This window comes from Pseudomonadota bacterium, from assembly GCA_013285445.1.
GTDB lineage: Bacteria > Pseudomonadota > Gammaproteobacteria > Xanthomonadales > Wenzhouxiangellaceae > Wenzhouxiangella.
In genome coordinates this window covers 2,079,384-2,096,776 of record CP053448.1, presented here as the reverse complement: position 1 = coordinate 2,096,776, position 17,393 = coordinate 2,079,384, and the positions used below count along the sequence as shown (strand labels likewise).

The 17,393-nt window shown below is 64.8% G+C and carries 15 protein-coding genes and 1 riboswitch; of the genes, 11 read left to right on the top strand and 4 right to left on the bottom strand.

The window, feature by feature from the left end; genetic code table 11:
• Positions 1 to 120 precede the first annotated feature (120 nt).
• From yajC to HND55_09530, 7 genes are all read left to right on the top strand, one after another.
• Positions 121 to 456 (top strand): preprotein translocase subunit YajC, encoded by a 336-nt coding sequence (gene yajC / locus HND55_09560; protein QKK02867.1) that lies wholly within the window; start codon positions 121 to 123, stop codon positions 454 to 456.
• 28 nt (positions 457 to 484) lie between these two features.
• Entirely contained in the window at positions 485 to 2,347 is a 1,863-nt protein-coding gene (gene secD / locus HND55_09555; protein QKK02866.1) for a protein translocase subunit SecD, read from the top strand.
• Positions 2,348 to 2,360: 13 nt separating this feature from the next.
• Entirely contained in the window at positions 2,361 to 3,332 is a 972-nt protein-coding gene (gene secF, locus HND55_09550) for a protein translocase subunit SecF (protein QKK02865.1), read from the top strand.
• Positions 3,329 to 3,781 (top strand): hypothetical protein, encoded by a 453-nt coding sequence (locus HND55_09545; GenBank protein ID QKK02864.1) that lies wholly within the window; start codon positions 3,329 to 3,331, stop codon positions 3,779 to 3,781. The genes secF and HND55_09545 overlap by 4 nt, the downstream gene beginning before the upstream one ends.
• A 101-nt stretch (positions 3,782 to 3,882) precedes the next feature.
• Positions 3,883 to 4,008, top strand: a riboswitch (TPP riboswitch).
• An 80-nt stretch (positions 4,009 to 4,088) separates the two neighbouring features.
• Complete coding sequence (locus HND55_09540; protein ID QKK04064.1) at positions 4,089 to 6,224, top strand: TonB-dependent receptor; 2,136 nt, start codon at positions 4,089 to 4,091, stop codon at positions 6,222 to 6,224.
• A gap of 34 nt (positions 6,225 to 6,258) precedes the next feature.
• A complete protein-coding gene (locus tag HND55_09535; protein ID QKK04063.1) occupies positions 6,259 to 6,873 on the top strand; it encodes a nicotinamide mononucleotide transporter in 615 nt (204 codons plus the stop codon).
• On the top strand, positions 6,870 to 7,622 hold the full coding sequence (locus HND55_09530; GenBank protein QKK02863.1) for a phosphotransferase: 753 nt from the start codon (positions 6,870 to 6,872) through the stop codon (positions 7,620 to 7,622). The genes HND55_09535 and HND55_09530 overlap by 4 nt, the downstream gene beginning before the upstream one ends.
• 33 nt (positions 7,623 to 7,655) lie before the next feature.
• Here the strand turns inward: HND55_09530 and HND55_09525 are convergent, their stop codons facing one another.
• Together HND55_09525 and hutH are read right to left on the bottom strand one after the other, a co-directional pair.
• Positions 7,656 to 8,873, bottom strand: coding sequence for an imidazolonepropionase (locus HND55_09525; protein ID QKK02862.1), 1,218 nt, complete (start codon positions 8,871 to 8,873; stop codon positions 7,656 to 7,658).
• A gap of 5 nt (positions 8,874 to 8,878) precedes the next feature.
• Positions 8,879 to 10,372: a histidine ammonia-lyase gene (gene hutH / locus HND55_09520; protein ID QKK02861.1), complete on the bottom strand. Its 1,494-nt coding sequence runs from the start codon at positions 10,370 to 10,372 to the stop codon at positions 8,879 to 8,881.
• Between the two features lie 179 nt (positions 10,373 to 10,551).
• On the opposite strand from hutH, the gene HND55_09515 reads away from it, so the two are divergent.
• Positions 10,552 to 11,724 carry a radical SAM protein gene (locus tag HND55_09515; protein QKK02860.1) on the top strand — a complete coding sequence of 391 codons (1,173 nt, stop codon included), beginning with the start codon at positions 10,552 to 10,554 and terminating at the stop codon, positions 11,722 to 11,724.
• Between the two features lie 32 nt (positions 11,725 to 11,756).
• Here the strand turns inward: HND55_09515 and hutU are convergent, their stop codons facing one another.
• Together hutU and HND55_09505 are read right to left on the bottom strand one after the other, a co-directional pair.
• Positions 11,757 to 13,433, bottom strand: coding sequence for a urocanate hydratase (gene hutU / locus HND55_09510; GenBank protein ID QKK02859.1), 1,677 nt, complete (start codon positions 13,431 to 13,433; stop codon positions 11,757 to 11,759).
• 47 nt (positions 13,434 to 13,480) lie between these two features.
• Complete coding sequence (locus HND55_09505; GenBank protein QKK02858.1) at positions 13,481 to 13,783, bottom strand: hypothetical protein; 303 nt, start codon at positions 13,781 to 13,783, stop codon at positions 13,481 to 13,483.
• A 106-nt stretch (positions 13,784 to 13,889) separates the two neighbouring features.
• Between HND55_09505 and HND55_09500 the strand changes: the two genes are divergently transcribed.
• From HND55_09500 to HND55_09490, 3 genes are read left to right on the top strand one after another with little or no spacing between them, the layout of a single operon-like run.
• Positions 13,890 to 15,341, top strand: a complete 1,452-nt coding sequence (locus HND55_09500) for an efflux RND transporter periplasmic adaptor subunit (protein QKK02857.1) — start codon at positions 13,890 to 13,892, stop codon at positions 15,339 to 15,341.
• A 23-nt stretch (positions 15,342 to 15,364) separates the two neighbouring features.
• Complete coding sequence (locus HND55_09495) at positions 15,365 to 16,060, top strand: ABC transporter ATP-binding protein (GenBank protein ID QKK04062.1); 696 nt, start codon at positions 15,365 to 15,367, stop codon at positions 16,058 to 16,060.
• Positions 16,061 to 16,080: 20 nt separating this feature from the next.
• Complete coding sequence (locus HND55_09490; GenBank protein QKK04061.1) at positions 16,081 to 17,355, top strand: FtsX-like permease family protein; 1,275 nt, start codon at positions 16,081 to 16,083, stop codon at positions 17,353 to 17,355.
• Positions 17,356 to 17,393 lie beyond the last annotated feature (38 nt).

Below are 17,393 nucleotides of genomic sequence, written 5' to 3'. Positions count from 1 at the left end.
CGTGCATTCCCGCCCTCACGGTATGGCCGCAGCCGGCAAGCTGTGCAATAATTGCGCGTTTGTATTGACCGTCAACCGGCCCCAGATCAACGGGACCGTTAACCGTTCGAGGATGATTGAATGATGGATTTCCTGATTGCCAGCGCAATGGCGCAGGACGCCGCGCCGGAAGCGCCCGGTTTGCTGGGCGGACTGCTGCCGCTGATTTTCATCGCCGTGATTTTCTGGTTTCTCCTGATTCGCCCGCAGATGAAGCGCAACAAGCAGCACCGCCAGCTGGTTGCCGGTCTTGCGGTTGACGACGAGGTGGTCACCGCCGGCGGTTTGCTGGGCAAGGTTACCGAGGTCGGCGATACTTTTATCTCGCTGCAGCTGGCCGACGGGGTTGCCGTCAAGCTGCAGAAGCACTCGGTTGCCCAGGTGGTTCCCAAGGGCACCTTCGATTCGGCTCACTGATCAACGTCTCCAACGGAAACCGTTTCCCATGAATCGATTCCCTGCCTGGAAGTATGCCCTGCTGGTCATCGCGATCGGACTGGGTACGCTCTATGCCTTGCCCAACCTGTTCGGTGAAAACCCCGCCGTCCAGGTCTCATCGAGCCGCGGATTCGATCTGCAGCCGGAACTGACCACTCAGGTCGAGAGCGTGCTCGAGGCCGAATCCGTCGAACACGGTCCGTTCGAGTTTTCGCCGCAGCGCCTGCTGGTGCGTTTTTCCAATACCGACCGGCAGCTGCGGGCCGCCGACGCATTGCGCGAATCGCTGGGTGATGACTACGTGGTCGCGCTCAACCTGGCGCCGGCAACGCCGTCCTGGCTGCGCATGATCGGCGGCGAGCCGATGGTGCTTGGCCTGGATCTCCAGGGCGGCGTTCACTTCCTGATGCAGGTCGATATGGATGCCGCACGCAGCCAGCAGCTCGAGAGCTATGTCAGCGATATTCGCAATATCCTCCGAAACGCCGGCATTCGCTACCGCTCCGTCCGCGCCGATCGCAACGCGGTGATCGCCGAATTGCGCAGCGAAAACGATCGCGAGCAGGCCCGTGAGCTGGTCGTCCAGGAGCTTGGCCAGGAGCTCGAGGTTGAAATCGTCGATGGTTCGCAGACATCGAATCTGCGGCTCACGATACAGGAGTCCTATCTCCAGGAGCTGCAGCGCAATGCCCTGCAGCAGAACATCACGACCCTGCGCAACCGGGTCAACGAACTCGGCGTGGCCGAGCCGGTGATACAGCAGCAGGGGGCCGATCGCATCGTCGTCCAGCTGCCGGGCGTGCAGGACACCGCCGAAGCCAAGCGCGTCATTGGTGCGACTGCCACGGTCGAATACCGGGCGGTCGACGAGCAGAACGACCCCTACGAGGCGGAACGAACCGGTCGCGTTCCGCCCGGCTCGAAGCTTTACTATGACCGCAATGACCAGCCGATCCTGCTGTCGCGCGAGGTCATCGCCTCGGGCGACAACCTGATCGGCGCCGCGGCCGGGTTCGACCAGCAGTCAGGACAGCCCAATGTCGTGGTGACGCTTGATGGCGTCGGTGCACGACGGATGCTGGATCACACGTCCGAGAACGTCGGCAACCGCATGGCGGTGGTGTTTATCGAGTATCGGCCGGAAACCCGAATGGTCGATGGCGAGGAAGTGCACTCGACCCGCCGGGTCGAGGAAGTGATCTCCGCGGCGGTCACGCGCGAACCGTTCGGCAAGCGTTTCCAGACCACTGGCCTGGGTTCGGCCACCGAAGCGGCCCAGCTGGCCATGCTGCTGCGCGCCGGGGCGCTGGCCGCGCCGATGCAGATCATTGAGGAACGCACCGTTGGGCCAAGCCTCGGCCAGGACAACATCGATCAGGGCTTTCGCTCGGTCATCATCGGCTTCGTGCTGGTGCTGGTGCTCATGGCCGTCTACTACAAGGTCTTCGGCCTGATCGCCAACCTGGCGCTGACCGCCAACCTGGTGCTGATCGTCGCCCTGCTGTCGATGCTCGGCGCGACGCTGACCCTGCCGGGCATTGCCGGCATCGTGCTGACGGTCGGCATGGCCGTCGACGCCAACGTGCTCATCTACGAGCGCATCCGCGAAGAGCTGCGCAACGGCAACACGCCGCAGGCCTCGATCCGGGCCGGCTACGAAAAGGCCTTTTCGACCATCGCCGATGCCAACGTCACCACGCTGATCGCGGCGATCGTGCTATTCATGTTCGGCACCGGCCCGATCAAGGGCTTCGCCGTGACGCTCAGCCTGGGTATCGTCACCTCCATGTTCACGGCCATTGTCGGTACGCGCGGCGTGGTCAGTCTGATCTACGGCGGACGCAAGCGCGTCAAGTCGCTGGCCATCTGAGGAGCCCGGATTCATGGACATCATCAAGAGCGACACCAAGATCAATTTCCTGAAGTACAGCAATGTGGCGCTGATACTGTCAGGCCTTGTGCTGATTGTCAGCATCGTTTCGCTGTCGACCCGCGGACTCAATTTCGGGCTGGATTTCACCGGCGGCACCCTGATCGAACTGCATTACCCCGAGGCGCCCGAACTCTCGGATGTGCGCCAGGTTCTGGAGCAGCAGGGTTTCTCGGAGTTCGTGGTCCAGACCTTCGGGACGGCCAGCGATATCGTGGTGCGCATACCGGTCGGTGACGACGGCGAATCCAGCGCCGATATCAGTACCCGCGTGCTGGAGGCGCTGTCGGATGCGGTGCCTGACATCGAGATGCGGCGCGTCGAGTTCGTCGGGCCGCAGATCGGCCAGGAGCTGGCCGAGCAGGGCGGGTTGGCGCTGCTCTATGTGCTCATCGGCGTGCTGATCTACATCTCCTTCCGCTTCCAGTGGCGATTCGCCGTCGGCGCGGTCGGCGCGCTGATCCACGATGTGCTGCTGGTCGTCGGCGTGCTGTCGATCTTCCAGGTCAGCTTTGACCTGACCGTGGTGGCGGCCATCCTGGCCGTCATTGGCTACTCGCTCAACGACACCATCGTCCTCTACGACCGCCTGCGCGAGAATTTCCAGGTCAAGCGCAAGGGTGATCCGCATGAGCTGACCAACCTGTCGATCAACCAGATGCTCGGCCGCACCCTGATGACCTCGCTGACCACGCTGCTGGTGCTGATCGCGCTGTTCTACTTCGGCGGCGAGATCATTCATGCCTTCGCCTACACGCTGATCGTCGGCGTGGTCATCGGCACCTATTCGTCGATCTATATTGCCGGTAACCTGGCAATCAAGCTCGGCGTGTCCAAGCAGGACCTGATGCCGGTCCAGAAAGAAGGGGCCGACCAGCCCGACACCGAGATTCTGCCCGAGCGCTTCCGCAACCGGAACGCATGAGCATGCTGGCGGCCCGGATCGGTCTGCTGCTGCTGGTTGCCGGCGCCAGCACGCCGGCCGCCGGCGAGTCCTGGCTGGTTGACCTGCAGCTGTGGCTGAACGGTGAAGCCCGGGATACAGCACCGCTGATCATCGAGGTTGGCCAACCGGCCTCGGTCAGCTGGATCGATGAGCAGGACCAGAGCGGCTGGCGACTGGATCTGGCGATCGAGCAGCCATTGTCGGACGAGGGCGCGCCTGCGGGCGCAATCTGGCTGCACGTGGGAATCTTCGAGCGCGACGACGGCGAATGGACGCTGCTGACTGATTCGATGCTGGGCGTGCCGGAAGGGCAGGAGGGCGTGCTGTCGGTTGTCGACCAGGACGTCGAGCACGCCACCCCGGACAACAGCCAGATCTACCTGAAGACGCGCATCTCGCGCCTGCAGCCCTCGGCAGTCGACGACTGATCCCGTATCCCCATTTTCCCGAATCCTCGCAGCGCTGACCCGAGCGCCGTGAATCCGTCCAGTTGTTCGGAGCAGGGTCGTCTCGATCGCGTTACAATAAGCACGATTCCTCGGGGCGGCATTGATTGCCTGAGACACCCGGGATGGCGGCTGAGGCCTCCATCAGGGTGAACCCGTTGAACCTGATCCGGTTAATGCCGGCGTAGGGACAGGAACGGAAAGCATTCATGGCCTTACTGCCGGGTGCTTTCGAAAAATCCCCCGTGCATGCCGGGTCTCCCAAAGGCTTTATTACGGAGACCTAATGATGAAACATCTGACGTTCTGTCTTGGCCTGGTCTGGGCCGTTTTTCCTCCACTGGTGTTGGCCGAAGCCGGCTCTGATGCCGACGACGATATTCTGGAGCTGGGTGATCCGATTGTCGTCACGGCGGATTTTCGGCGAACCGGCCTGTTCGATCTGGCCGGCAGCGCGACCGTGATCGATGCCGAAACCATCGATCAGCGCGAGGCCGGTCATCTTGACCAGATCCTGAATCTGGCCCCCAACGTCAATTTTTCCAGCGGCGCCTCGCGCGGTCGATTCTTCCAGATTCGCGGCATCGGCGAACGCAGCCAGTTCGTCGAGCCGATGAACCCCTCCGTCGGCCTGCTGGTCGACGGCATCGATATGTCCGGCATCGGCGGCGCCGCCACCACGCTCGATATCGAGCAGATCGAGATCCTGCGTGGCCCGCAGGGCACCCTGCTGGGGGCCAATGCCCTGGCCGGGATGATCAACATGGTTTCGGGCAGCCCGACTGAAACGCTTGCGGCGGGATTTGATGTTCGCGTCGGCGAGCGCGGCATGCGGGTTTTTGAGGGCGTGCTCTCCGGCCCGCTGAGCGATACGCTGGGCTACCGGTTGGCCTATTCGAACAATCAGAGCGACGGTGACCAGCGCAATGCGTTTCTGGATATCAGCGACAACGCCCGGATTGACGAGCAGACCCTGCGCACCAAGCTGCGCTGGCAACCGCATGATGCGCTGCAGCTGGATCTGACCGCGCTGTATCTGGACGTCGACAACGGCTATGACGGGTTTTCGCTCGACAACACCCGCACCACGCTTTCGGATCAGCCGGGACATGACCGTCAGGAAACTCTGGCCGGATCGGCCCGGTTGCGCTGGCGGGTCCGGCCGGAATTCAGCCTCGAAGCCCTGCTCAGCCATACCGATGCCGATCTCGAGTACGGTTACGATGAAGACTGGAGTTTCGCCGGCTTGTGCGATGTGTTCGAGTGCCTGGCGCCTGGCTATTCGTCCTTCGACAACTATCTGCGCGACAGCCGTAACACGACGCTGGACCTGCGCGCGCTGTCGAACAGCCGGCGCGATGAGCCGGGCTGGGTCATCGGCGCCTATTACCGCGACCAGTCACAGTCACTGCGCCGGGTCTATACTTTTCTCGAACAGGATTTCATGAGTGATTTCGAGACTGAAAACCGGGCAGTTTACGGCCAGCTCGACGTTCCGCTGGCCCGGGACCTGGTGCTCAAGGCCGGATTGCGCTACGAGCAGCGCGACGCCGACTATCTTGACAGCGACGGTGCACGCTTCCGGCCCGAGGAAGGGCTGTGGGGTGGCCGTCTGGCGCTGCAGTACAGGACCTCAGGCGGTCATCTGCTCTATGCCCTGGCCTCCCGCGGTTACAAGGCCGGCGGCGTCAACAGCGACTCGACCATTCCGGACGCGCAGCGCGAATTCGACACCGAGACCCTGTGGAACTACGAGCTCGGCATGAAGGGGCGCTTCTGGGGCGGGCGGGTCGATCTGCGTGCGGCGCTGTTTTTCCAGGACCGCGAGGATGTGCAGACCCAGCAGTCGCTGGTTGTGCCGATCGAGGGTGGGATCTGCCCGTGTCGTTTCATCGAGTTCAAGACCAACGCCACGGCGGGCCGGAGTTACGGGCTCGAGGTCGAATCGAACTGGTGGATCAGCCGCTCGCTTCAGGTCTTCGGCAGCCTCGGCCTGCTCGACTCGCGCTTTGATGGTTTTCTCAACTTCTCGCACGTCGACGCCGATCCCGAGACCGGTCAGCCGTTTGATATGGACGGCCGTGATCTGCCACATGCGCCGAACTACATGTTCGCGGCGGGTGCGGTCTTCCAGATGACCGACCGCTGGTATCTGCGTACCGAAATCGAAGGCAAGGACGCGTTCTTCTTCTCCAGCCGTCATCAGACGCGTTCGGATGCCTATGAGCTGCTGCATGCCCGACTGGGTTATCGAACCGGTCGCTGGGAGGTGGCCGTCTGGGCCCGCAACATCACCGACGAGACGATCAAGGAGCGGGGCTTCGGCAGTTTCGGAAACGATCCGCGCAAAGGGTATGCCGTCGAGCCTTATTTTCAGTTCGGCGAACCGCGCACGGTTGGCGTGACCGCCCGTTATGACTTCTGAATCCGCCGGCCTGGCGACCGGCGAGCCGCCACAGGTGCTTGAACCGTTCATCCAGGGCCTTGCGGCGATGTCGGTCTGGGAGCTGACCGCCGTCGTGCTGGCCGTGACCTACCTGTTGCTGGCGGTGCGCCAGAACCGCCTGTGCTGGGTTGCCGCGCTGGTCAGCACGGCGATTTATACAGCGCTGTTCTGGCAGGTGCAGCTGCTGATGCAGTCGATGCTCAACGGCTATTACATGGCCATGGCGGTATACGGCTGGTGGCACTGGCGTCACGGCGGTGACGCCGACAAGCCGCTGCCGGTGATCCGCTGGCCCTGGTCCCGTCATCTGGTGGTGCTGGCCCTTATCGCCGGATCGGCCCTGATCTCGGGCACCCTGCTTGGCCGGCATACCTCGGCGGCATGGCCGTATCTGGATTCCCTGGTGACCTGGGGTGCGGTGGTCACCACCTTCATGGTGGCCCGCAAGGTGCTCGAGAACTGGGCCTACTGGATGGTGATCAACAGCCTTGCCATCGTGCTGTTCGTCGACCGGGGCATGGTCCTGACCGCCGGGTTGCACCTGACCTACCTGGTCATTTCCGTGTTTGGCTGGATCAGCTGGGTCCGGGACTACCGCGGGCGCCAATCCAGCCCGCAGCTGCGATGACCGGGCGCGCCCTTGACAGGCTGCTGGCCGATGCGCTGGCCAGCTGGAGAAGATGGGGCTTGCCGCTGACCGGGCCGCCCCGCCTCAAGGCGGCGATCCCTGACGGGCGGACCAACCGCAACCTGCGCCTTGACGCGCCTGGCCTGGACGCTGATCTGCTGCTGCGGCTCAACCACCCGGCGCCGCGCCGCCTTGGGATTGACCGGGCGCGCGAGCGCGAGATTCTGGCCCTCACCGCACGGGCAGGCATTAGCCGGCCGGCCTGCTACTGGGACCCCGATGATCGCTTCGTGATCTTTCCGTACATCGAGGGCCGCTGCTGGCAGACATCCGACTACGACCGGCCGCAACAGCGCAGGCGACTCTGGCCGCTGATCGAACGGCTCGGCGAGGTGTCGCTGGATTGGCCCAGGCGCCGCTACCTCGACTACCTGCGCCACTACTGGAGCGAGCTCGAACGGCACGACGCCACGGACCCCCCCCTGCGTGCCCGCTGGCACGCCTTCGAGCCCGAGCTGGCCGCGTTCGACCGGTCGGTCTGGCCGGTCCGGCTGGTCCACCATGACCTCGTGCCGGCCAACGTAATCGACAGCGGCGGCCGCCTGTATCTCATCGACTGGGAATACGCGGCGCCGGGCCACCCCGACATCGATGTCTGGGCGGTCGACCCGGGCGCGATCCGCGAGCCCTTCATCGCCGAGATGATGGGCTGGATCGTGGCGCTGTGGGAACGACTGATCCGGATCTGAAAACAGGGCTTGCGGACAAGACGGATCCGGGACTCAGGGCCAGATCCAGCAGCCGCGCTTGAGGGTTGCCCGGCAGGGGTTCGGGCGAAAGTGATAGAGCCAGTGGCTGATATCCGGGGCGTCGATGACGGCCAGATCGGCCTGGTAGCCAGGGAGCAGGCTGCCGTGGCTGCCTTGCAGCCCGAGGGCGCGGGCGGCATGGGCGGTCACGCCACGCAGCACCTCGGCCGGGCTCATGCGCTGGTGAATGGCGGCCAGGGTCATGGCCAGGTGCAGATGATAGCTCGGCGCCGAGCCGGGATTGAAATCGGTGGCCACGGCCACCCGAACCCCGGCCCCGATCCACTCACGCGCAGACAGGAACGGCTCGCGCAGATAGAGAGAGGCAATCGGCAGGCTGACCGCCACCGTGCCGGCCCGGGCCATCGCGGCGATGTCTGCAGGGCTGGCGTATTCAAGATGTTCGGCCGAGAAAGCGCCGAGTTCGGCAGCCAGCCCGGCGCCGCCGCCGGCCGAAAGCTGGTCCGCGTGAATTTTCAGGCCCAGGCCATGCGCCCTGGCCGTTTCCAGAATGCGCCGGCCTTCCTCGAGCGTAAAGGCGTTGTCCTCGATGAAGACGTCGCAGAAGCGTGCGAGCCTGCGCTCGGCCACTTCGGGAATGAGCTCGTTACAGAGCAGGGCGAGATAGTCGGCCCGGCGGTCGCGATATTCGGCGGGTACGAGATGGGCGCCCAGAAAGGTGGGTATGATTTCCAGCGGCTGAGACTGGCCAAGCTGGCGATAGACCTCGAGCTGCTTGAGTTCGTCGGCCCGGTTCAGGCCGTAGCCGGACTTCGCCTCGACCGTCGTCACGCCCAGTCGCGCCATGTCGGCCAGGACCGTCGATGCCTTCTGGGCCAGCGCCGCTTCGGTGGCCGATCGCGTGGCCTGAACGGTTGAATGAATGCCGCCACCGCCGGCCTGGATGTCCTGGTAGCTGGCCCCCTCGAGCCGGGCGGCAAACTCGTCGCCGCGCCAGCCACCGAAACACAGATGCGTATGGCAGTCGATCAGTCCCGGCACCACGCAGCAGCCCCCGGCATCCGCCTCGGAGGCAGCGGAGAATCCGTCCGGCAGCTCCGATTCCGGCCCGGCATAACAAATCCTGCCGTCGTCCCAGACCACGGCCGCATTGGCCACCGCATCCACTTCGGACAGCCCGCCGTCGGCCGGCACCCGGTAGAGCTGCGAGATGTTGGTCAGCTTGTGCATGTGTGTCAGGCTGCAGCGTCGACGGCCTTGACCAGCTCGCCGGAGCGCAGCAACCGGGTACAGGTATCGATATCGGCTCCGACCTCGTAGTCTTCCTCGGCGTGGTTGACCTGCTCGCGCACGAAGCGGTGTGCCGCCAGCACGCCCCGGCCGGGGCGCAGCGGCGCCCGGAAATCCAGCGCCTGGGCGGCGGTGAGCATTTCAACGGCCAGTACGCGTTCGACGTTGTGAAGCACGTCAAGCAGCTTGATCGCGCTGATCGAGCCCATGGAAACATGGTCTTCCTGGCCCAGCGACGTGGGAATCGAGTCGACGCTGGCCGGGTGACAGAGCACCTTGTTTTCGCTGACCAGGGCGGCGGCGGTGTACTGCGGAATCATGAAGCCGGAGTTGATGCCGGTGTCTTTCATCAACAGCTTGGGCAGGCCGTCGTGGCCTTCCAGCAGCAGATAGGTGCGGCGCTCCGATATGCTGGCAATTTCGGCCAGCGCCATGGCGGCGAAATCCAGCGACAGCGCCAGCGGCTGGCCGTGAAAATTGCCGCCGGAGATGATGTCGCCGTCGTCGAAGACCAGCGGGTTGTCAGTGACCGAGTTGAGCTCCCGCTCGACGACCGCAACACAGTGGGCGAGGGCATCGCGGCTGGCGCCGTGAACCTGCGGGATGCAGCGCAGGCAGTAGGGATCCTGTACCTTGCCGCAGTCGCGGTGCGATTCGAGGATTTCCGACTCCGCCAGCAGCCCGCGAATCCGGGCGGCCACCTGCTCCTGTCCCGGATGCGGACGCACGGCGTGAACCCGGGCATCGAACGGCCGGGCCGAGCCCTGCAGCGCCTCGAGACTCATTGCTCCGAGAATGTCGGCGGCCGACAGCAGATGCGTGGCCCGGTGCAGCACGAAGGCGCCGTAGGCCAGCATCAGCTGCGTGCCGTTGATCAGCGCCAGTCCATCCTTGGCGGCGGGTTCAACCGGCGCGAGACCGTGGCGCTGGAGGGTGACGGCGGAGGGTTCCGGGCCGGACAGATCGGGCTTCCAGCACTGACCGTGACCGATCAGCGGCAGACTCATATGCGCCAACGGCGCCAGGTCGCCGGATGCCCCGACGCTGCCGCGCGAAGGAATCCAGGGCAGAATATCGGCCGTGCTGAACCTGAGAAGCTGCTTGAAAATTGTAAGTGAAACCCCTGAATTACCTAGACCAAGTGCGTGGATCTTGAGCTGAAGCATCAGTCGGGTGATTTCGACCGGAACCGGTACCCCGGTACCGCAGGCGTGGCTGAGTAACAGGTTGCGCTGCAGCTGGCCAAGCTGGTCGTCGCCAATGCGCCGGCTGGCCAGCGCTCCGAAGCCGGTGTTGACCCCGTAGATCGCCTCACCTCCCGACAGGGCCTTTTCGACGATGGCACGGGATCGCTCGACTGCGCTGGCATCCGCCGCAAGGCAGCGCATACGCTCGCGGAGGTCGTCGAACAGCCTGGCAATGCTGACAGATGGATTCATGGCACCGGGATCGAGGCGTGGTTGCGGCCGGGAATACGTGCCATGTTAGCAACTGCGACACGCGTTAGGGAATATCCGGTCGGGCCGGGGCGAATGCTCCTGAGCGCTTCGGATACTTCAACTGTCAGGATTGGCGGGACTGGTACACTAACGAAGAAGTCTCATCCCGTGCCGATTTCATGCTGCACCGAATCATCGCCAGCCTGAGCTATCGCTGGAACCGCTTGGTCAAGCGCATCCGGCCCGATATCTCGGCATCGCTCAACCCGCGGCACGACCTGCGCGGACGTTTTTGCCCCAACCCCTTCAAACAGCTTGATGTCTACGAAGACGGCAAGGCTTACCTGTGCTGCTCGAACTGGCTGCCCACGTCCATCGGCAATCTCAACGAAAGCGACATCGACGCGGTCTGGAATTCGGCCGAGGCGCAGCGCATTCGCGCCAGCATTCTCGACGGCAGCTTCCGCTATTGTGATCACAAGGTCTGTCCGTACATTCAGAACGACTCGCTGCCGACGCTCCGGCAGGCGGCGGCCGATGACCCGTTCGGTCCAGTCATCGCCGCTGGGCAGACGCGGCTGGAGCAGCTGCCGACCTTCATCAACCTGTGCAATGACGCCTCCTGCAACCTGTGGTGTCCGAGCTGCCGAACCCAGCGCATCAACTATACCGACGGGCCGGAACTCGACCAGCGACGTCATCTGCAGGATCGCGTCGTGCAGGCGCTGTTTGCCGAGCCGACCGATCGGCACTTCCGCGTCAACGTCACCGGCTCGGGTGACCCCTTTGCCTCCACCGTGTTCCGGGAGTTTTTATACGGGCTCGAGGGTGATGATTTTCCAAACCTGAAAATCAGCCTGCAGACCAATGGCGTGCTGCTGACGCCGCGCACCTGGCAGCGGCTGGCGGGTATTCGGGGCAACATCAGCGATATCCTGGTCTCGTTCGATGCCGCCACGCCTGAGACCTACGCCATTACCCGCCGCGGCGGACACTGGCCGACGCTGCTGGCCAACGTCAGGCGCCTCGGGGCACTGCGCGCCAGCGGCGAGCTGCGCTTTCTGCGCCTGGACTTCGTCGTCCAGCAGGCCAATTACCGCGAAATGCCGGAATTTGCCGATCTGGCCCGCGAGCTGGGTGCGGATCAGGCGGGTTTTTCGATGCTGCTCAACTGGGGCACCTGGACCCCGGCCGAGTTTCGGGTGCGCTGCATCTGGCGCCCCGACCATCCGGAATTCAGCCAGTTCATGCACGTTCTGAGCGACCCCCGTCTGGGGCAACCGCACGTCGATCTGGGCAATCTGACCGAATACCGCGCTCGCGCGCTCAGGCAAGCCAGCGAAGCGGCCTGAACTGGCCCAGGCAAGACATCGCGCCTGGGCGGCTACTCATTAGCCAGCATCGGTATATCGACACCACGTTGTCGCGCGGTTTCGATGGCCTCGTCGTAACCGGCGTCGGCGTGGCGCATGACGCCCAGGCCCGGATCGGCGGTCAGGACGCGTTCGAGACGCTCGTAGCCCGATGGCGTGCCGTCGGCCAGTGAGACCATGCCGGCGTGCAGCGAATAGCCGATGCCGACCCCGCCGCCATGATGAAACGAAACCCAGCTGGCGCCGCAGGCGGTGTTGGCCAGGGCGTTGAGAATGGGCCAGTCGGCGATCGCGTCCGAGCCGTCTTTCATCGCCTCGGTCTCGCGGTTGGGTGAAGCCACCGAGCCGCAGTCGAGGTGGTCGCGGCCGATCACGATCGGCGCCTCGACCCGGCCTGTCTCGACCAGCCAGTTGAACCGCTCGCCGGCTTGCGCGCGCTCGCCGTATTCCAGCCAGCAGATGCGCGCCGGCAGGCCCTGGAAGTGGATCTTCTCCTGCGCCTTTCGGATCCAGCGCGCCAGGTGTTCCTTTTCCGGGAACAGCTCGAGGATGGCCTGGTCGGTGGCCGCGATATCAGCCGGGTTGCCCGACAGCGCGGCCCAGCGGAAGGGCCCGGCACCGCGGCAGAACAGCGGCCGGATGAAGGCCGGCACGAAGCCGGGAAAGTCGAAGGCATTGCGCATGCCGCGCAGGTCGGCGACCTGGCCCCGGAGGTTGTTGCCGTAGTCGAAGGTGATTGCGCCTCGCGCCTGCATCTCGAGCATGGTCCGGACGTGGATCTCCATCGAGTCGAGCACGCGCTCGTCGTAGCCTTTCGGATCCTTTCCGCGCAGCGCCTCGGCCTGGTCAAGCGACAGGCCGGCCGGGATGTAGCCGGTTCGCAGGTCATGCGCCGAGGTCTGGTCGGTGAGCGCGTCGGGCACGATGCCGCGCTCGAGCATCTCCGGCAGCACTTCGGCGATATTGCCAAGCAGACCCACCGAGACCGGTCCGGTCGCCCCCGAGACGATGTCGATCGCCTCGTCCAGGCTGGACGCCTTGCGGTCGCAGTAACCGGTCTCTACGCGGCGGTCAATGCGCGTCTCGTCGACCTCCACGGCGATGCAGTGGCCCTCGTTCATGGTCACCGCCAGCGGCTGGGCGCCGCCCATGCCGCCCAGTCCCGCGGTGACGGTCAGCCGGTCCTTCATCGAGCCGCCGAAGTGCTGGCGGGCCAGCTCGGCGAAGGTCTCGTAGGTGCCCTGGACGATGCCCTGCGAGCCGATGTAGATCCATGAGCCGGCCGTCATCTGGCCGTACATGGTCAGGCCGCGGTCCTCGAGGTCGCGGAAGGTATCCCAGTTGGCCCAGCGCCCGACCAGGTTGGAGTTGGCGATCAGCACGCGCGGCGCCTGGTCGTGGGTGCGGATCACGCCGACCGGCTTGCCCGACTGCACCAGCAGGGTCTCGTCGTCCTTGAGCCGCTTCAGGGTGGCCACGATGGCGTGGTAGCAGTCCCAGCTGCGCGCCGCCCGGCCCGTGCCGCCGTAGACAATCAGCCTGTCGGGATGCTCGGCGACCGCCGGGTCGAGGTTGTTCATGAGCATGCGCAGGGCGGCTTCCTGGTGCCAGCCGTGGCAGCGCAGCTTCGGTCCGTGGGGCGCGCGCACGACCGGCGCCTGCCGGTCGAAATGGGCTTGCTGGGTCATGGTCTTCCCTGGCGTTTCAGAGTCGGGAAGTATAGCAACCGGTCCGGTCAGTCGGGCTTGAGGTAGCGCCAGAGGGCGTCCAGCACGAGGTAGGGCAGCAATCCGATCACGACGACCATGGCGGCATCGAGCCAACCCGGAATCCCGGGCAGTAATCGCGCCAGCACGTTGGCGGTGACATGGAAGCCGACACCAAGATACTGCCAGGCGGTGGTGACTGCGCTGCCGCTGACCAGATTCGTGTGCATGGCAGCAAAGATCAGCCCGGCCAGGATCGCAACGCACAGGAAGGGGTGGTCGACAAGCCAGCGGCGCAGGCTGCGCGGACGCTTTTGAGGTGATCGCAGCATGTCGGCAATCCTCGTCAGAAAGCAGCCTTTATCGTACTGCATTCGGCTGAACCCGGTACGGTGTGCGCGGTCTACAATGTGGGTTTGACGCAGGGTTCGATCACTGATGAAGAGGATTGTGCTGGCTGCTGCCGCGGCCCTGGTGTTGCTGTTGCTGGTGTTTTGGCTTTGGCCATCATGGGGCGATGAAGAGGTCGGAGCACAGTTCGACGAGGTGGCGATCGACCGCGGCGACATCACGCGCATCGTGTCGGCCGTGGGCTCGGTCAGGGCGGTCAATACCGTCGAGGTTGGTTCGCAGCTGTCGGGGCAGATCGAAGCACTGCACGCCGATTTCAACACCCGGGTCCGGGCCGGTGACCTGCTGGCCGAGCTTGACCCACAGACCTTCGAACGCCGAGTTCAGGAAGCCGAGGCCAACCTGGCCGTGGCGAGGGCCGGCGTGGAGGTTCAGAAAGCCACCATTCGCAAGGCCGAGGCCAATCTGGCCAATACCCGGCGCGAGTTGGAGCGGCAGGCGCGCCTGGTCGAGCGCGGCAGCGTGTCGGAGTCCGACCTGGACCTGGCGGAAACCACGTATCTGCTGGCCGAAGCCGATCTCGAGATTGCCCGCTCGCAGCTGTTGACCGCCGAGGCCACGGTGCTGCAGCGCGAGGCTTCGCTGGAAGCGGCCCGGATCGATCTGGAGCGGACCGAGATTCGCTCGCCGATCGACGGTGTGGTGATCGAGCGTGCAGTCGACGTCGGCCAGACGGTGGCCGCCGGCCTGCAGACGCCGCTGTTGTTCAATATCGCCCGCGACCTCGGCGAGATCCGCATCGAGGCCAGCGTCGACGAGGCCGATATCGGCAGCGTCCGCGAGGGTGCCGCCGTGCGTTTCACGGTCGATGCCTTCCCGGATCGGGGTTTTACCGGTGACGTCTCGCAGGTACGCCTCGCCCCCGAAGAGGAGCAGAACGTCGTGACCTACACCGTGGTCATCAACGCCGAGAATCCCGAACAGCGCCTGTTGCCCGGCATGACGGCAAGTATCGACATCGAGACCGGCAAGCGAGAAGATGTCCTGCGGGTCGACAACGCGGCGATTCGCTTCCGCCCGCCCGACGAGGCCGTGGCTGATGCCGCCGAGGCGCCGTCTCCCGGTGGTGGCGGTCCCGGCGAGCAGATGGCCGACGGGCTGCGGGAAATGGGTGTCGATGATGCCACCATCGAGCGGGTCCAGGCCGATTTTCAGGAAGCCTTTGGTCGCATGCGCGGGCTGTTCATGTCCGGTGCCGACCGCGAAGTCATCCGCGAGCGTATGGAGGCAATCACGCGAGAGGTGCTCGGCCAGCATCTCGATGCCGCCCAGCTCGAGGCATGGACCGAGCGCATGCGGCAGTTCGAGAACACGCGCGCCGCCCAGCTGTATACCGTCACCGGTGACGGTCGCGTTCGCGCGCATCCCGTGCGCCTGGGCATCAGCGACGACAAGTTCACCGAAGTCGTGGTTGCGGGTGAACTGAAGGTCGGCGATCAGGTGGTCAGCCGGATGCGGCGGACCGGGCCTGACGCGTGATGGATGGCGTCGAAACAGGGCCGCTGGTCCGTGCCCGCAACCTGGGCAAGGACTATGTCATGGGCAGCAGCGTCATCGAGGCGCTCAAGGCAGTCGACGTTGACATCGAGGCCGGGGAATTCGTCGCCATCATGGGGCCGTCAGGCTCCGGCAAGTCCACTTTCATGAACCTGGTCGGCGCGCTCGACACCCCGACCTGCGGGCAGCTGCAGATTGCGGGCCGCGACATCGGCACGCTCGACAATGACGAGCTGGCCGCGCTGCGCAACCGGACCCTGGGCTTCGTGTTTCAGCAGTTCATGCTGCTGCCGCGAACCAACGCCATCGACAACGTCAAGCTGCCGCTGGTCTACACGCGACTGGGCCGCGAGGAGAAAGACCGCCGGGCGCGCGCGGCGCTGGAGCGCGTCGGCCTGGCCGAACGCATGGACCACACGCCTTCGCAGCTGTCCGGCGGACAGCAGCAGCGCGTGGCCATCGCCCGGGCGCTGGTCAACCGGCCCAGCATGATACTGGCCGATGAGCCCACCGGCGCCCTGGACAGCAGGACGGCGGCAGACATCATGGCGCTGCTGACCGAACTGAATGCCGAAGGCGTCACCGTGGTGCTGGTGACGCATGAGGAAGAAATCGCTGCACACGCCCGCCGGATCGTCCGCTTTCGCGACGGACGCATCATGGCCGACAGCGCGCAGCCCGTTGCCGGGGCCGTGAACTGATGGATGCGCGGGTCGAGCCGATGCAGGAGTCCGCGCTCGCCGGGTCAGCCGACAGCGGCGGGGTTCATCTGCTCTCCAGCCTGGGCGTGGCGCTCAAGGCGATCCGAACCAACTCGGTGCGCAGCTTCCTGACCATGCTTGGCATCATCATCGGCATCGGTGCGGCCATTGTCGCCGTATCGATCTCGCAGGGGGCCGGCGATCAGCTTCGGCAGCAGATCGAGGCGTTCGGAACGCATGTGCTCTACATACAGCCCGGCGTCAGCATGCGGGGTGGTCGCAGCCAGGGCGCCGCCACTGCGCGGCTGCTGACCGAGCGCGACCTGGAGGCGCTGCGCGAGCGCAGCGACCTCATCGAGGCCGTGTCCGGCCGGATTCAGGGCGGCGCGACCCTGGTGGTCCAGGGCAAGAACTGGACGACCCAGGTCGTGGGGGTTGGCGCGGATTTTGCCCTGGTGCAGAACCGGCGGATCGTGGAGGGACGCAATATCTCCGAGGCCGACGTTCGAAGCGGCGAGCGAGTCGCGATTCTGGGTCAGACGGTCGTCGACGAGCTGTTTGGCGGCGGCGATCCCATCGGCGCACGGTTGCGCATCAATCGCACGCCGATCACGATCATCGGCGTGCTCGAGGAAGAGGGAACCTCAAGTTGGGGACAGGATCAGGACGATGTCGTCTGGATGCCGCTGTCGACCGTCCGGACCCGTCTGGCGGGGACGTCCGGGCCTGATCCTGACGGTGTCGGTGTGCTGGTGGTCAAGGTGTGGGACGATCTTGATGTGCTCGATGCGCAGGCGGAAATCGAGCATCTGCTGCGCGTCCGGCGCAACATCCAGCCGGGGGCAGAAGATGATTTCCGGGTGTTCAATTTCGCTGAATTCATCCGTGCCCGCAACGAGACCGAGTCGCTGCTTGGCTTCCTGCTGGCCGCGTTTTCGCTGACTTCTCTGATCGTCGGCGGCATCGGCATCATGAACATCATGCTGGTATCGGTCACCGAACGAACCCGAGAAATCGGTCTGCGTCGTGCCGTCGGCGCGCGTCGCCGGGACGTGCTCAGCCAGTTTTTGGTCGAAGCCGTGGTGCTGGGCGCCCTGGGTGGCGTGATCGGCACCATTCTGGGGGTTGGGGGAACCTACCTGGCCGCGAATCTTGGCGAGTTTCCCGTGCTGATCAGCCCCTGGACGCTGGCCGGAGCCGTGGTTATCGCCATGTTCATCGCTGTGTTCTTTGGTTTTTACCCCGCCCGCAAGGCCGCCCGCCTCGATCCGATCGAGGCGCTGCGCTTCGAATAGCATCAGGACCACCGGGACGGCGCCCGGCTCAGGCCAGC